At 35.1% G+C, this 20,633-nt stretch carries 15 protein-coding genes; 6 read left to right on the forward strand and 9 right to left on the reverse strand.

The features are described from left to right. Window positions 1-174: 174 nt before the first annotated feature. The 3 genes from QL232_RS06385 (at window position 175) to QL232_RS06395 (ending at window position 6,701) form a co-directional block, all read left to right on the forward strand. Window positions 175-2,745 (forward strand): glycoside hydrolase family 2 protein, encoded by a 2,571-nt coding sequence (locus QL232_RS06385; protein WP_281613498.1) that lies wholly within the window; start codon window positions 175-177, stop codon window positions 2,743-2,745. A 96-nt stretch (window positions 2,746-2,841) separates the two neighbouring features. After that, window positions 2,842-3,816: an aldose 1-epimerase family protein gene (locus QL232_RS06390; RefSeq protein WP_281613499.1), complete on the forward strand. Its 975-nt coding sequence runs from the start codon at window positions 2,842-2,844 to the stop codon at window positions 3,814-3,816. Window positions 3,817-3,854: 38 nt separating this feature from the next. After that, window positions 3,855-6,701: a discoidin domain-containing protein gene (locus QL232_RS06395; RefSeq protein ID WP_281613500.1), complete on the forward strand. Its 2,847-nt coding sequence runs from the start codon at window positions 3,855-3,857 to the stop codon at window positions 6,699-6,701. A gap of 75 nt (window positions 6,702-6,776) precedes the next feature. Here the strand turns inward: QL232_RS06395 and QL232_RS06400 are convergent, their stop codons facing one another. Next, window positions 6,777-8,441, reverse strand: a complete 1,665-nt coding sequence (locus QL232_RS06400) for a DUF6377 domain-containing protein (protein ID WP_281613501.1) — start codon at window positions 8,439-8,441, stop codon at window positions 6,777-6,779. A gap of 85 nt (window positions 8,442-8,526) precedes the next feature. After that, entirely contained in the window at window positions 8,527-9,588 is a 1,062-nt protein-coding gene (locus tag QL232_RS06405) for a metal-dependent hydrolase (RefSeq protein ID WP_281613502.1), read from the reverse strand. Between the two features lie 219 nt (window positions 9,589-9,807). Here QL232_RS06405 and QL232_RS06410 point away from each other — a divergent pair, with 219 nt between their 5' ends. Both QL232_RS06410 and QL232_RS06415 read left to right on the forward strand, forming a co-directional pair. Then, window positions 9,808-10,014, forward strand: a complete 207-nt coding sequence (locus QL232_RS06410) for a hypothetical protein (RefSeq protein ID WP_281613503.1) — start codon at window positions 9,808-9,810, stop codon at window positions 10,012-10,014. Between the two features lie 318 nt (window positions 10,015-10,332). Beyond that, window positions 10,333-12,816, forward strand: coding sequence for a TonB-dependent receptor family protein (locus QL232_RS06415; protein ID WP_281613504.1), 2,484 nt, complete (start codon window positions 10,333-10,335; stop codon window positions 12,814-12,816). A 60-nt stretch (window positions 12,817-12,876) separates the two neighbouring features. On the opposite strand, the gene QL232_RS06420 is transcribed toward QL232_RS06415, so the two are convergent. Next, complete coding sequence (locus QL232_RS06420) at window positions 12,877-13,665, reverse strand: enoyl-CoA hydratase/isomerase family protein (protein WP_281613505.1); 789 nt, start codon at window positions 13,663-13,665, stop codon at window positions 12,877-12,879. 118 nt (window positions 13,666-13,783) lie between these two features. On the opposite strand from QL232_RS06420, the gene QL232_RS06425 reads away from it, so the two are divergent. Next, window positions 13,784-15,454, forward strand: coding sequence for a formate--tetrahydrofolate ligase (locus QL232_RS06425; protein ID WP_281613506.1), 1,671 nt, complete (start codon window positions 13,784-13,786; stop codon window positions 15,452-15,454). Window positions 15,455-15,510: 56 nt separating this feature from the next. On the opposite strand, the gene QL232_RS06430 is transcribed toward QL232_RS06425, so the two are convergent. The 6 genes from QL232_RS06430 to QL232_RS06455 all read right to left on the reverse strand — a co-directional run bounded on the left by QL232_RS06430 (window position 15,511) and on the right by QL232_RS06455 (window position 20,599). Further along, complete coding sequence (locus QL232_RS06430; RefSeq protein WP_168880631.1) at window positions 15,511-16,128, reverse strand: TerD family protein; 618 nt, start codon at window positions 16,126-16,128, stop codon at window positions 15,511-15,513. A gap of 41 nt (window positions 16,129-16,169) precedes the next feature. Beyond that, a complete protein-coding gene (locus tag QL232_RS06435; protein ID WP_168880632.1) occupies window positions 16,170-16,736 on the reverse strand; it encodes a TerD family protein in 567 nt (188 codons plus the stop codon). Window positions 16,737-16,820: 84 nt separating this feature from the next. Then, complete coding sequence (locus QL232_RS06440; protein WP_281613507.1) at window positions 16,821-17,561, reverse strand: hypothetical protein; 741 nt, start codon at window positions 17,559-17,561, stop codon at window positions 16,821-16,823. A 28-nt stretch (window positions 17,562-17,589) separates the two neighbouring features. Beyond that, window positions 17,590-18,399, reverse strand: coding sequence for a patatin-like phospholipase family protein (locus QL232_RS06445; RefSeq protein ID WP_281613508.1), 810 nt, complete (start codon window positions 18,397-18,399; stop codon window positions 17,590-17,592). Continuing rightward, window positions 18,383-19,747 carry a 1-acyl-sn-glycerol-3-phosphate acyltransferase gene (locus QL232_RS06450; protein ID WP_281613509.1) on the reverse strand — a complete coding sequence of 455 codons (1,365 nt, stop codon included), beginning with the start codon at window positions 19,745-19,747 and terminating at the stop codon, window positions 18,383-18,385. Before QL232_RS06450 ends, QL232_RS06445 begins: the two co-directional genes overlap by 17 nt. Before the next feature lie 12 nt (window positions 19,748-19,759). Continuing rightward, window positions 19,760-20,599 carry an exonuclease domain-containing protein gene (locus QL232_RS06455; protein WP_281613510.1) on the reverse strand — a complete coding sequence of 280 codons (840 nt, stop codon included), beginning with the start codon at window positions 20,597-20,599 and terminating at the stop codon, window positions 19,760-19,762. Between the last annotated feature and the right edge of the window lie 34 nt (window positions 20,600-20,633).

A 20,633-nucleotide genomic window follows, 5' to 3' on the forward strand; every position in this document is an offset into this window, starting at 1 on the left:
TGTAAAGTTATGGTAAAGAGGAGTTGAAATAGGGCTCATGACAACTTCTCTTCCCGAGCTAGTTCACGAAAGTGATCCTGGAAGACAACACCCTAAACAATAGTATAAATAATAAGTATGCACCGATTTTTTGATAAGATAATTAGTGTAATACAATCAAAAGAGATTTCGATTATGAAAGCAAAATTCAATTTATTTTTCTCCATATTGATTTTATGGGGCTGTCATCTTACATCCGCAGATACGGTAGAGAAGATATTTTTACATCAAAATTGGGAATTTAAGCAACAAGGAAAAACCGATTGGTATCCTGCTAAAGTGCCTGGTTGTGTGCATTCAGATTTAATTGCCAATGAGTTGATCAAGGATCCTTTCCATAGAGTAAATGAGAAAGAAATTCAGTGGATAGGAGAGAAAGATTGGGAGTATAAATCAACTTTTAAGGTAGATCAAAAAGTATTAGATAAAGACAATGTTACTCTAAACTTTAAAGGGTTAGATACCTATGCAGATGTCTATTTAAACGATTTCAAAATCCTTTCAGCAGACAACATGCACAGAGAGTGGAAAAAGGATTGTAAGTCTGTATTGAAAGCAGGTGAGAATACATTGCGTATTCATTTCAAATCCGTTTTTAAAGAAAAAATGGAAGACTATTTAAATGCTCCATTTAAACTTCAAGCATGGCCAAACAACGATCAGAATTCTGAAATTTGGTTGAGTTTATATGCAAGAAAAGCTGGTTTTCACTTTGGATGGGACTGGGGGCCACGTTTAATTACTTCAGGTATTTGGCGTCCAGTGTACTTAGAAGTTTGGAACGATGTGAAGTTAGAAAGTGTACAAATTATCCAAGAAAACGTATCGAAAAAGTCGGCTGATATTACGTCTATTTTTGAATTAGAATCGACAAAAGATAATGCCACTGCAACGTTAGAGATTTCTTCTGAGGCTTTCTCAACAGTAAAGAAACAAGTGACATTAAAGGCGGGCATCAACAAGATTCCTGTGAACTTGAAAATGAAAAATCCTAAGCTTTGGTGGTCGAACGGATTGGGTGAACCTAACTTATATACTTTCGATTATAAAGTGACTTCTGGAAATAGTATCGATACAAAATCAATTACTACGGGTATCCGATCGATTCGAGTTTTAAGAGAAAAAGAGGAAGACGGGCAAAGCTTTACTGTAGAGTTAAATGGTGTTCCTGTATTTATGAAAGGTGCCAACTATATTCCTTTACATAATTTCCAAGATCAGGTAACAGAGGATAAATATCAGTATTACATTCAACAAGCAAAAGTATCGAACATGAACATGATTCGTGTTTGGGGTGGAGGTATTTACGAAGAAGATATTTTCTATGATTTATGTGATCAGAATGGACTTTTAGTATGGCAAGACATCATGTTTGCTTGTGGTATGTTCCCAAGAGATGAAGAATATTTGGCAAACGTAACCGAAGAAGTAAAAGACAATGTAAAGCGTTTAAGAAACCACCCAAGTATTGCACTTTGGAACGGTAACAACGAAAACGAAATCTCTTGGTATGGATGGGGTTGGAAAGATAAATACACAGAGGAAGAGCAAAAAATCTATGTAGCCAGCTTAGAAAACCTTTTCTATAAAGTGATTCCAGATGCGATCAACAGTATGGATGAAACACGTTATTATCATCCAACATCACCAAATACGGGATATAACGATATCTCTGAAAACTATGGCGATGTACACTTATGGGATACGAAAGGTGATGCTCCATTAACTATTTACGATGAGGTGGTTGGTCGATTCATGTCAGAATACGGATTCCAATCTTATCCAGAAATGGAATCCATCAAAAAGTTTACTGATGATTGGGAGAGAAATAAAACATCTGAAACAATGTTTGCACACAATAGAGCAAGACAAGATCAGACGAGAGACCCTAACTTCGGTAACCAAGCGATCGAGCGTAAAATGGGAACGTATTATGGTATTCCAGAAGACTTCGAAAACTATGTGTACCGCACTCAGATACTTCATGCAAAAGCTACTAAAATAGCTATCGAAGCACACCGTAGAAATATGCCTAACTGTATGGGAACGTTGTATTGGCAGTTGAACGATTGCTGGCCAGCAGTATCTTGGGCTACTATCGATTTCTATGGAAAATGGAAAGCACCTCAATACATGGTGAGAGATGTTTACGAAAACACTATCGCTCCAGTTATTGTAGAGAAAGACCAACTAAGAGTGTATATCGTTACCGATGAGTTGAAAGAACAGAAAGCACAGTTAATCGTAAGAATGCAGACGTTGGCAGGTAAAGAATTGATGAAAGAGAAATCGTCGATTACTATTGCTGCCAACACAAGCCAAGTGTACTTCGAAAAGAAAGTAGAAGAGCTTCTAAAAGGTGTAGATAAAAACAATGTAGTTCTTGATGTCTCTGTGATGAGTGGTGCAAAAGAATTAGCCAAGAATATTTTCCACTTTGCTCCAGAAAAAGATTTGAAATTACAATCGGGTGTAGTGAAGAGCGAAATCAAACAATCAAAAGACAAAACAATCATTACCCTTACAGCAAGCAGCTATGCTAAAAATGTATTCTTATCCTCACCAGGTGTAGATGGTCACTTTAGCAATAACTACTTCGATATTCTTCCTGGAGAAACAGTAGAAGTGGAGTTTACTGGAGCGGATAAAGCACCAAAAGGAATTTCTATAAAATCATTTGCAGATTTTACAGACGTAGTTAACTAACATACTAAGTGCCGAGGCCTTCACAGCAGGTCTCGGCTTTCTTACTTTTCATCATCGCCAGCTAACCCCAATTCAACAGTATAAATACAAATTGATATGAAAATAATTATTACTTCCCTACTACTTTTGAGTATCCTCTTTGGATGTGAAACTACAAAGACTTCCAACGATACCACCTCTATTTTTCAAGATACGCTACAATTAAAAAACGATTTCCTAACGGTTAAAGTCAAAACCTTTGGAGCAGAGTTGATCTCGATTCAATCCAATAAAGACCAGCAAGAATATTTATGGCAGGGCGATTCAATTTCGTGGCAAGATCACGCTATTGTTCAATTTCCTATTGTCTGCAATGTAAAAGATGATAAGTATACTTTTGAAGGAAAGGAATACGAAATAATGTCTCATGGCTTCGGAAGAGTGAGTCAATATACTGTGGATATCCTTTCGGATACCTCCGTGGTTTTAAGCATACAAAGTGATGAAAATACCAAGAAAATGTATCCTTTCGATTTTACGTATGCCGTATCCTATACTTTGACAAACAATAAGGTAAATGTGCGTTTTGATATCAAAAACACCGGGTCAAAAGAGATGTTTTACTCTTCGGGGTATCATCCTGGGTTTAATTGCCCACTAGATGCCGATGCTCAATTTTCAGACTATCAATTATCATTCGAAAAAGAAGAAACTATAGAGAGCCTCACTTTAGAAAAAGGAATGGTGATCGCTCAAAAAAGACCGTTTTTAAACGCTAATTCTAATTTCCCTCTTACTAAAAAAGCATTCGAGCAAGATGTGTTTATTCTAGAAAAACCATCTTCGAAAACAGTATCTATCAATAAAATTAACGCTACAGAGCAAGATAAATCGGTAGTACTCACTTTTGGCGATGTGCCTTATTTAGGCATTTGGTCACCTTCGAACGAGAGTCCGTTTGTCTGCATAGAACCTTGGTTTGGCTTGCCAGACGACGAAGGTGAACGCGTAGATTTTAATGCAAAAAAAGCAATACGACACTTACAGCCAAATGATAAATTTCAATGGGACTTTGCTATGGAGTTCCGTTAACAGCTACTTAAATCTTTTATAAATTAAAAACACGTGAAATGAAAAAACTTACTTTTTTAGTGTTCTGTCTATTGGGATGGAATACTTTATTTGCACAGGTAATGATTGATGAAAAATTCAATAACCTGAGTAATAATTGGAAAGCGGTGAATCTTTCTGGAGGAGGAAGTCACCAAGTTTCTAACGGACAATTAACGATTATTCCGAACAACAACTCTTGGTACGGAGTGTACAACAATCAAGCACTTTCGGGACACTTTTATATTGAAGTGGAATTTACAGCCGACGATAATGTTGGTTTAGCACTCTTCAAAAAAAATGGAAATAATGCAGACGTATCCAACTACTCGATGATTACCGTTGAGAACAATAGCGGTACACCTGTTGTACAAATTCGAGATAAACAAAACGGACAATCCGATGTCTTAGACAATACAGGTTGGGCCAATAAAAACTTGAGATACAAAAACACTTTGAATGCACAAACGCACTCAGTTCCGTTTACAAGCACCAACAAAAAGTTTAGAATCTTTAGACATGAAGGTGAGAAGTTTATTCACTTTTTCTATGAAGTAAAGAAGAACGTGGATGGACAGGAAGCTGTTGGTTGGCAAGAATTGGCACCATCGAAAGAATGGAATCAGTTAAGCGGCGAATTCTATTTGGGTTTAGTAGCATTAGGTGGATCAGCCACTTTTGATAATGCCTATGCAACCACAAAACCTAAAGTCGATAAAGACGATACTAATACAGGCTTTAGTGCTCAAAGAAGAGAGTTAAATTGGTCGGGTTATTTCGGAGAAGCATTAGTGGTTACTTTCGATAAGAATGATGCACCATTGACAGATGGTAAAAGAAAGTTTGTCTTCTGGAGTGAGCTTAATTATGTGCCTTCTTGGTATTTAGACGATAGTTTGATGTACACTTACGAGTTTGTGGAAACTTGGGGTGGAGGAAATCCGGGCTGTCATGAACCAATGTCGGATAGAATATTACGTTATTCGAATGTTACCTTAGATTATGATGGAGCCGATTACAAAATTGTACATTGGGAATATGCGTTAATCGATCCAGATTATAAATCACCAGACGATGGGCAGGGTACACAAATTCCATGGGTAGACGAATGGTATAAAATTTATCCTGATGGTACCATTTTGAGAAAAATTAGATACAAAGCGAAGTTGGATACCAACTTCAGAAATTGGCATGAGTTGACTGAATTTATCGTTATTTCTGGTCATACCACAGATCCATCAGAACATTTGAGTAATCCAAGTTTATCCATTTGGCCTATCAATGGAAATAGTCAGTCTTACCACCCAACAGGTCATGGAAATAACTATGAGCAATCGAATAATGATGCTACGTTAATCGGTATCCATTTTAAGGATCATCCAGATGTAGTTAGTGCTTTTAACGACAATGCTTCTAATCCAGAAACCTATGCAGGGGAAGGGATCACTTTCTATAAAACGTGGCACGATGCCTACTACCATATGTCGCATTGGCCGGTAAATAAGGAGCAATATTATACTGATGATTTTAAATCTCAGACGACTTGGAAAGAGCAAGTGAAACACGCATCATTAGGTGGAGCAGGTGTTTATGGTGGATCAAACTGGAATAACAATTATCAGATTGATACAGATGGAAGAAAATATAGAGAATGGATTTCCTATTTATCATTAAGCACAAAAGGTGATTTCGCCTCTAAAAAAGCCGATATCGAAGCATGGTTAACCGATACTTGGAATTGGGATCCGACGGGAACAACACCAGAACCTCCTGTCGATCCAACGCCTCCACCAACAGAAACAACTAATGTAGCATTAAATAAAAATGTGGTAACAAGCAGTGTTTCTCAAGGAAATCAAGGCAGCAATGCGGTTGATGGTGATGGAAGTACACGTTGGGAATCGAATCATTCCGATAATCAGTGGCTATATGTTGACTTAGGACAAACGTATTCCGTAAGCAGTGTAGAAATTGATTGGGAAGCAGCTTATTCTTCTTCTTATAAAATTGAGGTATCGAACAACGCCAATAATTGGACAGAAGTATACAGCACCTCATCTGCAAATGGAGGAACTGATGTGATTAACTTTACACCAACGAATGCACAATATGTTCGTTTATACGGACAGCAAAGAGCAACAAATTGGGGACATTCACTTTACGAATTTAGAGTGTTGGGAGAAGTACCTTCTGTAGTCGAACCGGTAGAATTAGCATACAATAAAAGCGTTACTACATCGAGTGTATCTCAAGGAAATCAAGGCAGTAATGCGGTTGATGGCGATGGAAACACACGTTGGGAATCGAACCATTCCGATAATGAGTGGTTGTATGTCGATTTGGGAGCATCATACGATTTAAGTAAAGTAGAAATCGATTGGGAAGCAGCCTATTCTTCTTCTTATAAAATTGAATTATCCAATGATGCAAGCAATTGGACAGAAGTCTATAGTACCTCTTCTGGAAACGGTGGATCAGAACAAATTACAATATCAGGAAGTGGTCGATATGTGAGATTATATGGACAACAAAGAGCCACAGGTTGGGGACATTCTCTGTATGAATTTAGAGTCTATGGAAATCCACTATCTGGAAGTAGAGTCCGTTCTTCAGCCTTACCATCTGATGTTGACTTTAAGGTATACCCCAACCCAGCATCAACTACACTGACTGTTGAAATGACGTTAGATAATTCATCCATTAATGTAGCAAAATTAATGAATTTCCAAGGGGTAATCGTACTCGAGGAAATTTTAGAAAATACCCTCACAGAGTTTAGAATCGATAATGTGCCAGAGGGAATGTATATTCTATTGATCGAAAAAAATGGAGAAATAGAAAACAGACAAAAGGTGATTATCAAATAGCTTTTTATTTATACTATTTGGCTTAAGTGTGGAAAGACTATCTCAATTTTGAGATAGTCTTTTTTGTATATTTCTTTACTTGAATGTACCAATTTCTCTCACATCATCTTCAAAATTATCCCTTACTTCTTTGGCTTTGTTTTTTACTTTCGCTCTGTAATTATAGATAGTATTTACAGAATAACGCAGTAAGTGGGCAATCTTAGAACTATCAGTTATACCAATACGGATGAGGGCAAAAATTCGAAGTTCTGTATTCAGCATTTGTCCTTTTTTAAGGGTGATGTGTTCATCATCTTTAAGGAGGCTGTTGAATTCCTCAACAAACTCAGGATAGATGTCTAAGAAGGCCTTATCAAATATAGAATAGAATTTATTGATCTCGATTTCTATATGTTCGTCGTTTTTAGAAATATTCAATAGTTCCTGATGTTTCTTAGCAACTACTAAACTTTTTACCATCAATCGATAATCATTTAGCTTGTCGATAAACTCAGAATAGATCTTGATAAAGTTACCGATATAAGCTTCCTTCACACTATTTGATTCTGAAATACGATTGTAGGAATTTTTTAGTTGTAACATCGTATTTTCTAACTGATCGTTTACCTCTTTTAATTGGGAATTGATATCTGTTAGTTCATTTCTTGCCTTGGCAATATTTTGTTTCTGACGGAACAAAGAAATCAAACTCAAGGCCAATATTATTGCAAGGATAGTGATGATCCCCATCACAAGGTATAAGCTCTTTTGCTGTTCTGTTTTCTTTAATTGAAATGCTTCTAGTATTAATGAAAACAACTTGGTTATTTCTGTAGATCTTACTTTTGAATTAAAGAAAATTGCATCTTCAAATGAGAATTTAATGTATTCATAGGCTTTATCTACCTTTTGTTCGTAATAGATAATTTTAGCCAATTTTGTTAGAGATATATTATCTTTTCTAGCGGCTTTAATATCAGAAATAGCCGAAATAATCAGGTATTTTTTCTCCTTTTCTCTCATTCTTGCCATTTCATAGATTAAGGCCCTTTGAAAAGTGACATATGAGAATTTTTCTGTTCCCATTTCGGCATCAGCCAAACGTACAGAATTAACAGCTAACGATTCTTTATATTTTTTCTGATCGAGTAATTCCCATTCTTTCGAGTAAAGGTATTCATCAGTTTGTTTTTCCAATAAGGCAATCAAAGAGTCAGTATAAAGCTTGTATTCATAGGCATAAGCTTTTCGAGCATCATAGGTAAATGAAAAGTAGTCCAAATCAGAATATACTTTTCGATAGCAGTTATAATATAGTTTAAGTAGTTCTTTGTTTAATTCAGAAGAATTAATTTTTAATAATAAATCCTCTGATTGTTTATAATGACCAGAAGACGCTAAACTATATGCCAGCTGTAGCCTTGTTTCGTTTATTAAAAGTTGATTATTAAGTGCTTTTGCAACTTTCTTATTATGTTCTATATACCTAAGTGTAGAATCAAAAGAATAGGCGGAGTATTCTTTAATGATTTTTTTATTGATTTGATAAAGTTGTTCATTCGAAAGATCACTTTCTTGTTTTAATTGCTTTAACTCATTGATCTTATTTTTTCTGATGTTGTCGTAATATTCCCTTTTTTGCATGTTTTGTTCTAAAGCAACAAGTAAGGAATCAATTTCTTTTTGATCAGCAAGAATGGTGAATGGTAAAAAAAATAATGATAGTAGTATTAATAGTATCTTATTTAAATATTTCATCTATTATCTAAAAAATGAGATGTAGATCTCTATGTATAATTCAAAAAGTATCATTTCTAATAAGATCAAAGATAACGTATTCTTACTATTTGACCGCTGAATCTCTATACTTTACACCATAAACTCTACTGAAATATTGCTTAAAGTAGTCCAATCCTTCAATTTTTTTATAACTCTTTTGTGTGAAGTGTTGTACATACTGACCAGAATGATGAGGATCTTCGGTTAAATTCATTTGATAAACAAACACAATTTTTCCTTCGCCTTTGCCTTTCCATCCATCAAAACTTCCAAAACGTAAATCGTTAATATTATATGTAGTATCATCTATTTTTTCTACAGTATAATACCCTTTAGTCACATAAAGAAGATCTTTTAGCTTTGGAGTTAACGCTACATTATTTAAGAGATCATGGTGTTTGGGAGAGGAGCTAAAAGTTATCTCTTCATCTTTATCAAAAACGGAATAGAACCCTGTATAATATTCATTTTCTGAGTTTACACTGGCAGACCATAGCCAAATATTCATCGGAGTGGTTTTCACAATCATGTCACTATATTGAATATTTTCTTCTTGTAATGCTTGTGTAAAAACATTCTTTGCTTTGTGTTGCATGACAAAACCTAATGCTAAATACGAAGTGCTAATGATTAAGCCAGCATAATTCAATTGTCTTCTGATTTTACTTCTTTTAGGTTTACATAATGACCATATCAGAAGTATCATAAAAGGCAATGTGTAATGTGGATCTACAACAAATACAGAATAAGTGGCAAACCCATAAGATGAAAATGGATATAAAAGTTGTGTGCCCCACGTAGTACATGTATCCAACATAGAGTGTGTTAGAAACCCTAAGAAAAATAACAAAGTCCAGTCTTTGAAAGTATCTTGATCTTTACCATAAATTCTATGCAGTAAATAGCCAAAAAGGGGTGAAGCCAGGATACAGAAAAGTAATGAGTGGGTGATACTTCTATGGAAAGTAAGTTCCCCGACGGTATCTAAAAAAGGATTAGCCAGAACATCTAAATCTGGGATGGTTCCTGCTATTGCTCCAAAAATACCTGCCCTAATTCCAATTTTTTTTCCTAGTACTGCTTCGCCAACCGATGCCCCTAATACTACTTGTGTTAGTGAGTCCATTTACACTTGTTAAACATTATTAAATTAAAGTCCTGATTTTCACATATAAAAAGATAACATGATGTACTTTTTTTATGGTCAAAATTTAGGAGGAATATTTGTTTTGCTAACGCTGTTGTTAGTTAAGTAAATTTTTTAAATAATCAATTTTCTTTTTCAATCATACTTAGTTCTTACTAGCAACTTAAATCAATTTTCAATCTAACTAATGCTATTATTATGAAATTTAGTCAATTCATCATCGCGACAATCTTTACTATCAGTGCATTCTCATGTGCACAAGAAGCCAAAAAAGAAGAAGTAAAAGAAGTAGAAACAGAGGTAGAGGTAGTTGAAGTGAAAGAAGAAGTTGTTGTTGAAAACGATTCTGCTACAGTGGTTGCAGAAGAAGTAGTCGTTGAAACAGAGGAAGTAAAATCTGAGTAATTATCATTACTAATAATCAAATGATAACACATCAAGTATTTTTTAATTTAAGGTTTATATAAGGGATACATACTTGATGTTGCTCAATGAAGAGAAGTCAGTAATTGACTTCTCTTTTTTTTGTTCTTTTTATAATGTGTGTGGTGTTAATCGAAGAACCAATTGATGTAAATGGAGGAAAAATCGCCGTTGGTTGAATAAATCCGAACTTTTATTGAATTTATTTTTTCTAAAGCTTTGAAAGGTAAATCTTTGCAGTAGAAAACATAACTTTCACGACCTAATTTATTTATAAAGCGCCTTATTCTATCAAGAGCAATGAAACTGAAGATATTAATCACATTATTAATCTTACCAACCCTAGTATTTTCACAAAGACCCGATGGTGGTAAAAATGGAAAAAATGGGCAACGTCCTAAAATTGGAACTGTTACCGGTAAAATTTCAGATGCAGATACTCAAGAGAACCTTGAATTTGTAACTGTTGCACTCTACGCTGTTAGAGACACGTCATTTATTACTGGAGCATCGTCCGATCAACAAGGTCGCTTTAAAGTGAGTGAGGTACCTGCAGGTAAAATGTTTGCAAAGATCTCTTTTATAGGATATGATGAATACATTTCAGAACCCTTTATTATAAAACCTGATCAAAAGGATAAGTTTCTTGGGAATATCACTTTACAATCTTCTGCTAAAAGTTTAGACGAAGTGACAGTAACTGCAGAGAGAGATGTAATGGAGTTAGGTATTGATAGAAAAACATTTAATGTGAGTCAGGACCTTAATTCGGTAGGAGGTTCTATGACTGATGCCTTAAAAAATATTCCTTCAATAGATGTTGATTCTGAAGGAACGTTAAGCCTTAGAGGTAGCGAAAATGTGACTATTTTTATTGATGGTAAACCTTCAAACTTAACCAGTTCTTCTGATGCTGATATATTGGATCAAATACCGGCGAGTTCTATTGAAAGAGTTGAAGTGATTACCAATCCATCTGCAAAGTATGATCCTGAAGGCACAAGTGGTATCATCAATATTATTTTAAAGAAAGATAGAAAAGGAGGGATTAATGGTAATGTTTCAGCTAGTGTAGGTAACAATAATAAATATAATCTTTCTGCAGGTGTGAATGCCAGAGTGAGTAAAGTAAATGTTTACGCAAATTATTCCGGCAGATACCAAGAGCGCTATGTAGATAAAACACAACATCAGAATAATCTTGATGCTAACGGTAATATCACCGACTATAACAATCAGACATCACATAGAGATGACCAGAGGTATTCTCACTTATTTAAAGGGGGAATAGATTACGATATCAATGATTACAATAATGTATACTTTTCTGCTACTTATAATACAGGATATAATAACAAAAATGAGCAGTTGAATTTGGATTATTTTAATGCTGATGGTTCGGTGATAGATAAAGTATATAGAGTCAACGAAACCAATAGAAATTCTGAAAATCAAGAATATAACTTTGGGTACCGAAAGACCTTTGTTAACCCAGGCCAAAGCTTGGATATCTCGGGACAATATTCTGATGGTTTAAGAACAACAGATGGTTTTTATACAGAGTATGATAACACAAATGGGTTAGTCTCTGACCCTATGTTTGAGCAACGCAATAATAGCCCTGAAAGAAATAAAATCTACTTAGGACAAATTGATTATGTACAACCTATTGGAGAGAAAGGAACCCTAGAAACGGGTTGGAGATCAACAGGGAGAGATATTGAAACAGACTTCTTTTCTGAAAGTATGAATGGTGGAATGTGGACTCCTGATGATTCCTTGAACAATAATTTTAACTACAGTGAACAAGTACATGCGTTGTATGTAATGTATCGACATGACTTTGGTAATTGGGGATTACAAGGTGGTTTAAGAGCGGAACAGGCGTATACAACATCTCAACTTGAAGATAATGCAGTAACCGAAGCACAGACAGTTCATAATGACTATTTTGCTTTATATCCGACATTACATATCGCCTATAAATTTTCTGATATGCGTGAAGCATCTATTGGTTATAGCCGTAGAGTAAATCGTCCAAGGGGTAGAACATTAAACCCATTTCCCGATTACTCAAACCCACAATCTCTGAGACAGGGTAACCCTTATCTACAGCCAGAATTTATTGATGCATTAGAAGCCACTTACCAGCATGGTTGGGAAAATATTACACTTACGGGTAGTCTTTATTATAGATATACACATGATGCCATTCAGAGGGTACAGTCTGCAAGACCAGATGGTGTGATGGTCATGACTTGGGATAATGTGGATAACTCACAAAGTTATGGAGCAGAAGCGATTGCCACATACAATATGACAAGTTGGTGGAAGTTTACAGGTAGTGCCAATGTTTATAATCTTATTATTTCTGGTGATGCTGGAGATTTAGATCTATCCAATCAAGCTTGGGCAATGACAGGTAAATTGATGTCATCAACTAATTTAACCAAGACGCTATCTTTACAAGTAACAGGAAGATTTAGCTCGAAAAGAGCAACAGCACAAGGATATATTGCTCCGATGGGAGGAGTAGATATGGCTGTTTCTCAAAAATTATTTAAAGGCAAAGGTACTTTACAAGCGAGGGTGACTGATGTATTCAATACTTATAAATTCAACGTTTATAGCGAAGGTATCGGATTTAATTCAGATATGACTTACGATTGGGAATCGAGAGTAGGCTATCTAACTTTCTCTTATAGATTTGGTCAGGCAGCGAAGAAACCAAAGAAAAAAGGGAAAAGCTCAAGTTCAGGAGACTCCATGGATATGATGGATTAATTTTATCAATGGATCAAAACAAAAAAAGCTCATGAGGAAAACCATGAGCTTTTTTTGTGACTATTCGTCCCATTGTAATTTTTCCTTATTTAAGAAGGAGGCAATACCTTTTTTACAGTCATCGGTAGCCCTTGCAGCAGCATTTGCTTTTACAGCTACATTGAGAGCATCTTCGATCGGTAAATGCCATGTGGTATGTATAAGATGTTTAGTATTTGCTTTGGCTTCCATGGAGGTTTCTTTAATTAACTTCTTAGCAAAAGCAACCACTTCATCTTCTAAATCTTCATCCGAACAAATACCGTTAATAAGACCATATTCTAACGCCTTATTTGCCATAATAATTTGTCCAGAAAGCAATAGTTGCATGGCTTTTCCTTCTCCTACTTTTCTAGTAAGAAAAATACTAACTATGGCAGGGATGAATCCTATTTTTACTTCAGAATAACTGAACTTTGTACTTTCTGATGCAAAAGCAAAATCGCATAAAGTAGCCAACCCACAACCACCGGCTATAGCAGCTCCATGTACTTGAGAGATGATTACTTTTGGAAAGGAGTAAATGCTTAGAAATAGCTCTTTTAAAGCTTCTGAATCTGCTAAGTTTTCCTCATAAGAAAACTTCTGAAGGTCTTGGATGTATTGTAAATCTGCTCCTGCACAAAATACTTTTCCTTCTCCTTTTAGGATGACAACTTGCACATAATCATCATTTTCTATTTCAGATAAGACCAATGTGAGTTCCTGAACCATCTGTGCATTAAGTGCATTTCTTTTTTCAGGACGGTTTAATTGAATTATACCAATACGTTCTGTTTTATTATAAATAATAGTTTGGTATTGAGACATGCGTTTAAGTAAGTTTATGGTGTATAAATGGTTAGCTGTTTATATCTACTAATATCAAAGTTTTAGAACCCTATTCAAAGAATAAAAATTAAAAACCTATCTAGGCACATACTTACATATGAAAACAGACATACAAATTGCTCGCGAAACCAAATTAAAAAGAATCAGTGAAATAGCGTCTTCAGTAGGAATTACTGATGAAAATTTAATCCCATATGGACATCATATGGCAAAAATTCCTTACTCAGCTATTGATGAAGAAAAGGTAAAAAAGAGTAAGCTAATTCTTGTTACTGCCATTACACCAACAAGGGCTGGAATCGGAAAAACGACAACCTCTGTAGGTTTAGCATTAGGCTTACAAAAAATAGGAAAGAACGCAATTCCTGCATTAAGAGAGCCTTCTTTAGGGGTTTGTTTTGGGATGAAAGGCGGGGCTGCCGGTGGTGGTCATGCTCAAGTTTTACCAATGGAAGACATCAACCTTCATTTTACCGGAGACTTTCATGCAGTGACCTCTGCTAATAATATGATTTCAGCATTGGTAGATAACCATCAACATTTTCATAGAGCAGAAGGCAAACATCTTAAAAATGTACTTTGGAGAAGAGTATTGGATGTAAATGATAGAAGTTTACGAAATATCGTTACGGGCCTTGGAGGGTTTGTCAATGGTGAAGTGGCTGAAGCGGGCTTTGATATCACTCCGGCTTCTGAATTAATGGCAATTCTTTGTCTTGCTAAAGACAGAGAGGATTTACAAGAAAGAGTAGGGAATATCTATTTAGGTTTTGATCATGATAATCAACCAGTATACGTTAGAGATCTAGGTATTGAGGGAGCTATTGCAGTATTAATGAAGGATGCGATTAACCCCAATTTAGTACAGACTACTGAAAATACGCCTGCATTTATTCATGGTGGACCTTTTGCAAATATCGCTCATGGTTGTAATTCAATATTAGCCACAAAAATGTGTATGTCTCATGCGGATTATACAATTACAGAAGCAGGATTTGGAGCTGATCTAGGAGCAGAAAAATTCTTTAATATCAAGTGTAGAAATGCTGGAATTAGTCCTGCACTAACAGTTATTGTTGCTACATCACAAGCATTAAAGTTACATGGTGGAGTTGCACTAGAAGATATTAAGGAACCAAATTTAGAAGGTCTAAAAGCAGGATTACCAAACCTTAAACGTCATATTGAAAATATGAAAGGATTTGGTCAAACTGTATTGGTAACTTTCAATCAATATGCATTTGATACAAAGGAAGAAATGACTTTTGTAGAAGGCTGGTGTAAAGAACAAGGAGTTGAGTTTGCCATCAATAACAGTTTTGTTGAAGGAGGAGAAGGTGCAGTAGACCTTGCGAATAAAGTAGTAGATTTAATCGAGAAAAAACCTTCTGGTCCATTGCAATTTACTTATGATTTGGAAGATAGTATCTATGATAAACTAGATAAGATTGCCAAAAATATCTATAAAGCAGATGGAATAAAATTGGACAACAAAGCAAGGTTAAAGCTAAAGAGAATTGAAAAGTACGGTTTAACAAACTTGCCGGTTTGTATTGCTAAAACACAAAGTTCGTTTACCGATAATGCGAAGATATTAAATGCACCAGAAGGAGGGTTCGATATTCATTTTGAAGATCTTATTATAAACTCTGGGGCTGGGTTCATTGTAGCTAGAGCGGGTAGTATTATGCGTATGCCAGGATTACCAAAAGTACCTCAGGCCAATCAAATCAGATTTGTAGATGGTGAAATTGAAGGGCTGTCTTAAATAAAAAAATCGCTAGTAATAAGTAGGAAATACTACTATTTACTAGCGATTTATCTTTATCCGAATTTTATCTGTAAATAGGTGATCGTCCCTTCAATATCCTTCGATTGGATCGGTTCTCCTAGTGCTTCAAACTTCCAGTTACCTTCAATCTTATACAGTCTACCCATAATCATTGAAACGTAGCCTGCATAATCCGGGTTAGATGCCATATTGAATGTGGCCAATACATCATTTTTTGTATACATTCTTACTTCTGCAAAAGGGATAGTGGCAAAATCTTGCTTTTTGTAAGAGTTAAGATATAAGAAAATCTGATCTACATCCGGTTGTACTTCATTAAGATGAATCTGAATGGTTTCGTTGTCTAAACCATCATCTTCCCCTGCATCACCCACTAAGTCATCTCCTGTATGTGTTACAGCACCGTCAGGCGATACAAGTTCATTGTAATAGACAGTATAAATTTCATTCATCTCTCTATCAAAAGCACTAATAGATGCATCTAAATCTACATTTACCTGATGGTTGATAAGTCCAAATAGTGCTTTACCTTGAATAGCTCCCCAGTTTACACCTACGCGTAGGTATTCTAGTTTACCGCCATCATCTTTTAACAAGGAAATTTTACTTCCTTTCTTTAGAGAGATTCCAGAACTTTTACTCAGTTCCATATGTTTTATTCAGTTTAAAAGTACAAGTTTAAAAAAGATATTTAGGTAGTATATTGATCTACATAACCTTGTAAACCAATTTTTGAGCCACTTCCAGAAGCAATGAAATTCCACTCGTTATTTACTCGTTTAAGCCTACCAAATTCCATATCAGTAAACTTATCGAAATTCTTTTTATCTAAGTCATAGCGACAAATTTCTCTGTGTGTGTCAATATCTACAATTCGAATATAAGCATTCTGAAGCATTCCAAAGTGGTGCCTCAATACTTCTGAATTATGAATGGTTACTACAAAGATAAGTTCGTCAATGACATCTGAAATTTTTGATAGATGAGCAAGAATCATTTCATCATCTCCATCACCCTTACCGGTTCTGTTATCTCCTGTGTGTTCAATACTTTGGTCAGGTGATTTTAGGTTATTAAAGAAAACGAAAAATTCATCAGCAGGGATCTTTCCTTTATTATTGATCATGAATACAGATGCATCCAAATCTAAGGTATTGCCTGGAATCAAATCCCAACCTAACCCTAACATAATTTTATCTAATGAGGAAGAATCTTTAGAAAGATTGAATTTACCGCCTTTTGAGAGGTTGATACCCATGAGTATAGTGAATTTTTGAAAATTAAGTTTGTTCTTTAAGAACGTCTTTACTATAAAGTTATTGTTTTATTATTGTTGTGTCAACTAATCTTTTCTATTAAAAAAGTCATCAATCTTTTTTTGCTTTTCCTTTTCAGCATCCGTGGTAAAGAAGTTGCTAAACTTGTTGCTACTCGTTTGATTATTAGGAGTATGGTGGTTCTGGAAAAACTGATTGATTTTCTCTTGTTTCTCTTGAATAGAATGTATAGTTGTAGGTTGTTGGGTAGAGAACGGATTGAAAATAGAATGAGTACTTTCTTTATTTTCAAGCGCTAACGTGATTTCCATATTTACAAGGTCATTGTCTTCTGACGTCGCATTGAGGGCATCCGTATAGATTTTATCTAAAAACTCCTCGACACTAAAAGATTCGATAGGGCAATCTTTGGGTAATAGAAGTAATTGTGTCGCTAAACTTTCTTTTTGATGATTGAGCCTAGATTGATCTTTTCGAACTCCTAATAACTCATTTTCAATAGTATGTGCTAGAGTTTCGTAGTTGGTGAGCTCATTTTGTAAGGTACTAACGTAAGCATTCAGATGAACAGCTCTTTCCTGATTGTTTTGTGTAAGTTGACCTTTTAATTCAAACAAAGATTTTTTTAACTCCTTATTTGTTGTTTGATATTGTTCTTTGAGGTTTTTCAGTTTTGAAATCAGTCGGAATTTTTGATCATCAAGACGAAGTCCTTGAAGTTCAAGCTTATCTTGAGCCTCAAGAAGTAATAGATTGGCAGTTTTGTTCTCTTTCTTAGAGCGATTTTTTTTAAAAGGTCTCCACATGTTAATCAGTGAAAATAACAGCAGTGTATTATTGCTGTAATTCTTTTCTCAGGTGAATCAATTCGTCGTGATGTTTTTCCGCTTCCTCATAACCGATTTCTACGATATCATACAATTTCTTAGAATCGGTGTCGAATGTGCTAAATTTAATCAAATCTTGAGGGAATATTGCTATATCACAGTCATTTAATTTCGCTAATTCGGCCTTGTCACCTTTTAAAGACATCGCTCTCAATGCAATTTGTTGTACATTTTGAAGTTCATCTTTTTCGTAAACGCGAATAGGAGAGACATATACTCCAATAATTTTTTCACATTGTTCTCTCAAAACATCTACCGGAAAATGGTTTAGGATACCACCATCACTGTAAATAGCACCATCAATTTCAACGGGAGCAAAAACAAAGGGATAGGCACTAGAGGCCAATACAGCTTCTGTAATAGACCCTGATGTGAAGACTTTTTCCTCGGCAGTTTGCATATTGGTTGCTACAACATAGAGATCTTTCTGTGTTTTGGAGAAGTCATCATGAGGAATCATTTTTTGAAGCTGATCTTTAAAAGATCGAGGGTCTACAATTCCTTTTACGCTAAAATTATTTCTAAAGAAACCTCTTGCCTTCCATTGAAATAAGTCCGTTTCATGAAAGAAATTATGCATCTGCGTTAATGGAGTGCCATAAGCATACATGGCAGCAACCATAGAGCCTGCACTAGTTCCTGCAATAGCATCAGGTACAATCCCCAACTCTTTTAAGTAAAATAAAACACCAATATGAGCTAACCCTTTAGCTCCTCCTCCAGACAGAACTAATCCTAGTTTATATTTTTTCTTCATCTTCAGTGGCTTCAATAATGGTATTAATATCGGAAATAATCCTTTCTCTTAAAGTAGCGATGGAGTTAAACTCATTCTTTTTATTGTATGACAAATATGCTAAGCGTACATCAGAAAATAGTTTCTTCTGTGTTTCATGCATAAAGAAAGATACATAAGTAAAGAAAGGGAAAAGTACTAGTAGCACAATTCTAACCCACCAAGACAATGGATAAAAGTAATGGATTACTCCAATAGTAATTAGGTAAGTAATACTAAAAAAGAAAGCCAAGAAGACAATCAAATTTGCTCCCCAAACTTCTACCTCTTTAGATGTTTTTTGAGCTAAAAACTTGCTAAACTTATAAGGAACATAATTAAATAACCAACTACTTACTTGGATAGGTAGTACAACAAGATGAAGCGCCATTCTTAGCAATAAAGTGATGGGAGCGGTCCAGCTTACTCTCGTTTTCCACAAACTGAAATCTTGTATTTTCCTTTTTTTAAGCTGATGATTGTAGTTTATAATGTTTTCTTTTAAAGCATTTAAAGTGGATTGATCTTTAGTATTTTGGATGATATGCTCGGCGGCAATCAATCTGTCAAAATACTTTTTTAATGAGTTTTTCCTAGACCATCCTTCTTTAGGCGTTTCATTATACATCACAACAGCATCTTTTATTAAATCCTCATGTGATGAATCTTCAATCGTAAAATATCGCTCAAGAATACGTTCTCTAATTGTTGTGGTGATTTCCTTAGCCACCAAGGATGGATTTTCCTTGAATTGTTCTTTGTATTGATGTACATCTATAGCAGGAGCTACATCAATGGAAACACTAGGGAAATAAGACGTAACATAAGTATAATTTAAGGCGACAGGTACGATATGAACACCTAGATTAAAATCATTCTCATTTTCAGCTTCTAAAGCGATTCTAGCTGTCCCCGTCTTTAATTCTCTTAGTTTTCTTTCCCAAATACTAGTGCCTTCAGAAAATATTAGGATACAATTGTTCTGCTCTAACGTTTTTATGCAATTGATAAACATGTCTTTATTGGAAAACTTTCCTCCCTTAGGGCCATCTTGTTTTCTAACTACAGGGATCATGTTCATTTTACCAAATAGCCATCTTTTAAATTTTGTATTGAAAACAGTTGATTTGGTAATAAAGTGTAGCGGTCTATTAAAAGAACAACCAAGTACCACAGCATCCACATACATAAGAGGATGTGTTACAGCAAAGATAATAGGTTTATTATCGGGAATATTTTCCCAACCGTTCTTCTCAATTTTGTAGAATACAAATTTCAGATACAAGTACTTGATTAAATTCTTTACAACAGAATATAATCCAAGGTTCATTTTTAATAGTATTTACTCTTCTAAGACTTCAAAAATTTCTTTGATGTCTTGCTCATTTAATTTTTGGATATGTTTGCCTTGTTGGTTGTACATATCCACTTTTTTTAGCTTACTAGGTCCAGGATCGCTCCCTACCAATACCATATTGGTCTGACCAGAAATATTCGTATTTATTTTTGCTCCTAGCCCTTTTAATTTATAAGCTAGTTCGTAGCGTTCCCATTGGTTAAAAAGTCCAGTAATGACTACTTTCTGTTTGTAGAAAGGACTCTCTGGATCTGCATTTTCAAAATCAGGCTTTAAGATATCTCCAGACAATTGAGTTCTGAATGGATTCGTACCTTTTTTCTTTTTAAATGGATTTTTTTCGAATACAGGTAATTCTCTTTCCCTGTGTAATTCTATATACAATTTAGCACATGCTTCTGCATCTGCCAAAGCATCATGGTGTTTTAACTCCCAACCAAAGGTATAGCAAACATCATCCAATGCTACTCCTGTTCTTTTGTAAGTACAGTCGTAGTCAAAAACGGGAACGTCAATATCGTATAATTCCAATGTTTGTTCTAATGCACTTACATCAAAACCAGCATTATGGGCAACAATCAACTGACCCTCAATGTATGGGATAATTTCATCCCAAACCTGATAGAAGCTAGGGGCATCTATTGTCATTTCTGGTGTAATACCATGTATAGATGTATTAAAAGAATGGTATCGATTATCTGGCGGACGAATTAATGATTCGTATCGGTCTACAATAACCCCATTTTTTACTTTTACTATACCTACCTGACAAATACTCCACCTAGCACCATGTGCCGTTTCAAAGTCGATTGCTGTAAATTCCATAAATAATTTCCAATGAGTCTGCAAAGAAAAAGAT

It is taken from the genome of Flammeovirga sp. SubArs3 (assembly GCF_947387565.1).
GTDB lineage: Bacteria > Bacteroidota > Bacteroidia > Cytophagales > Flammeovirgaceae > Flammeovirga > Flammeovirga agarivorans.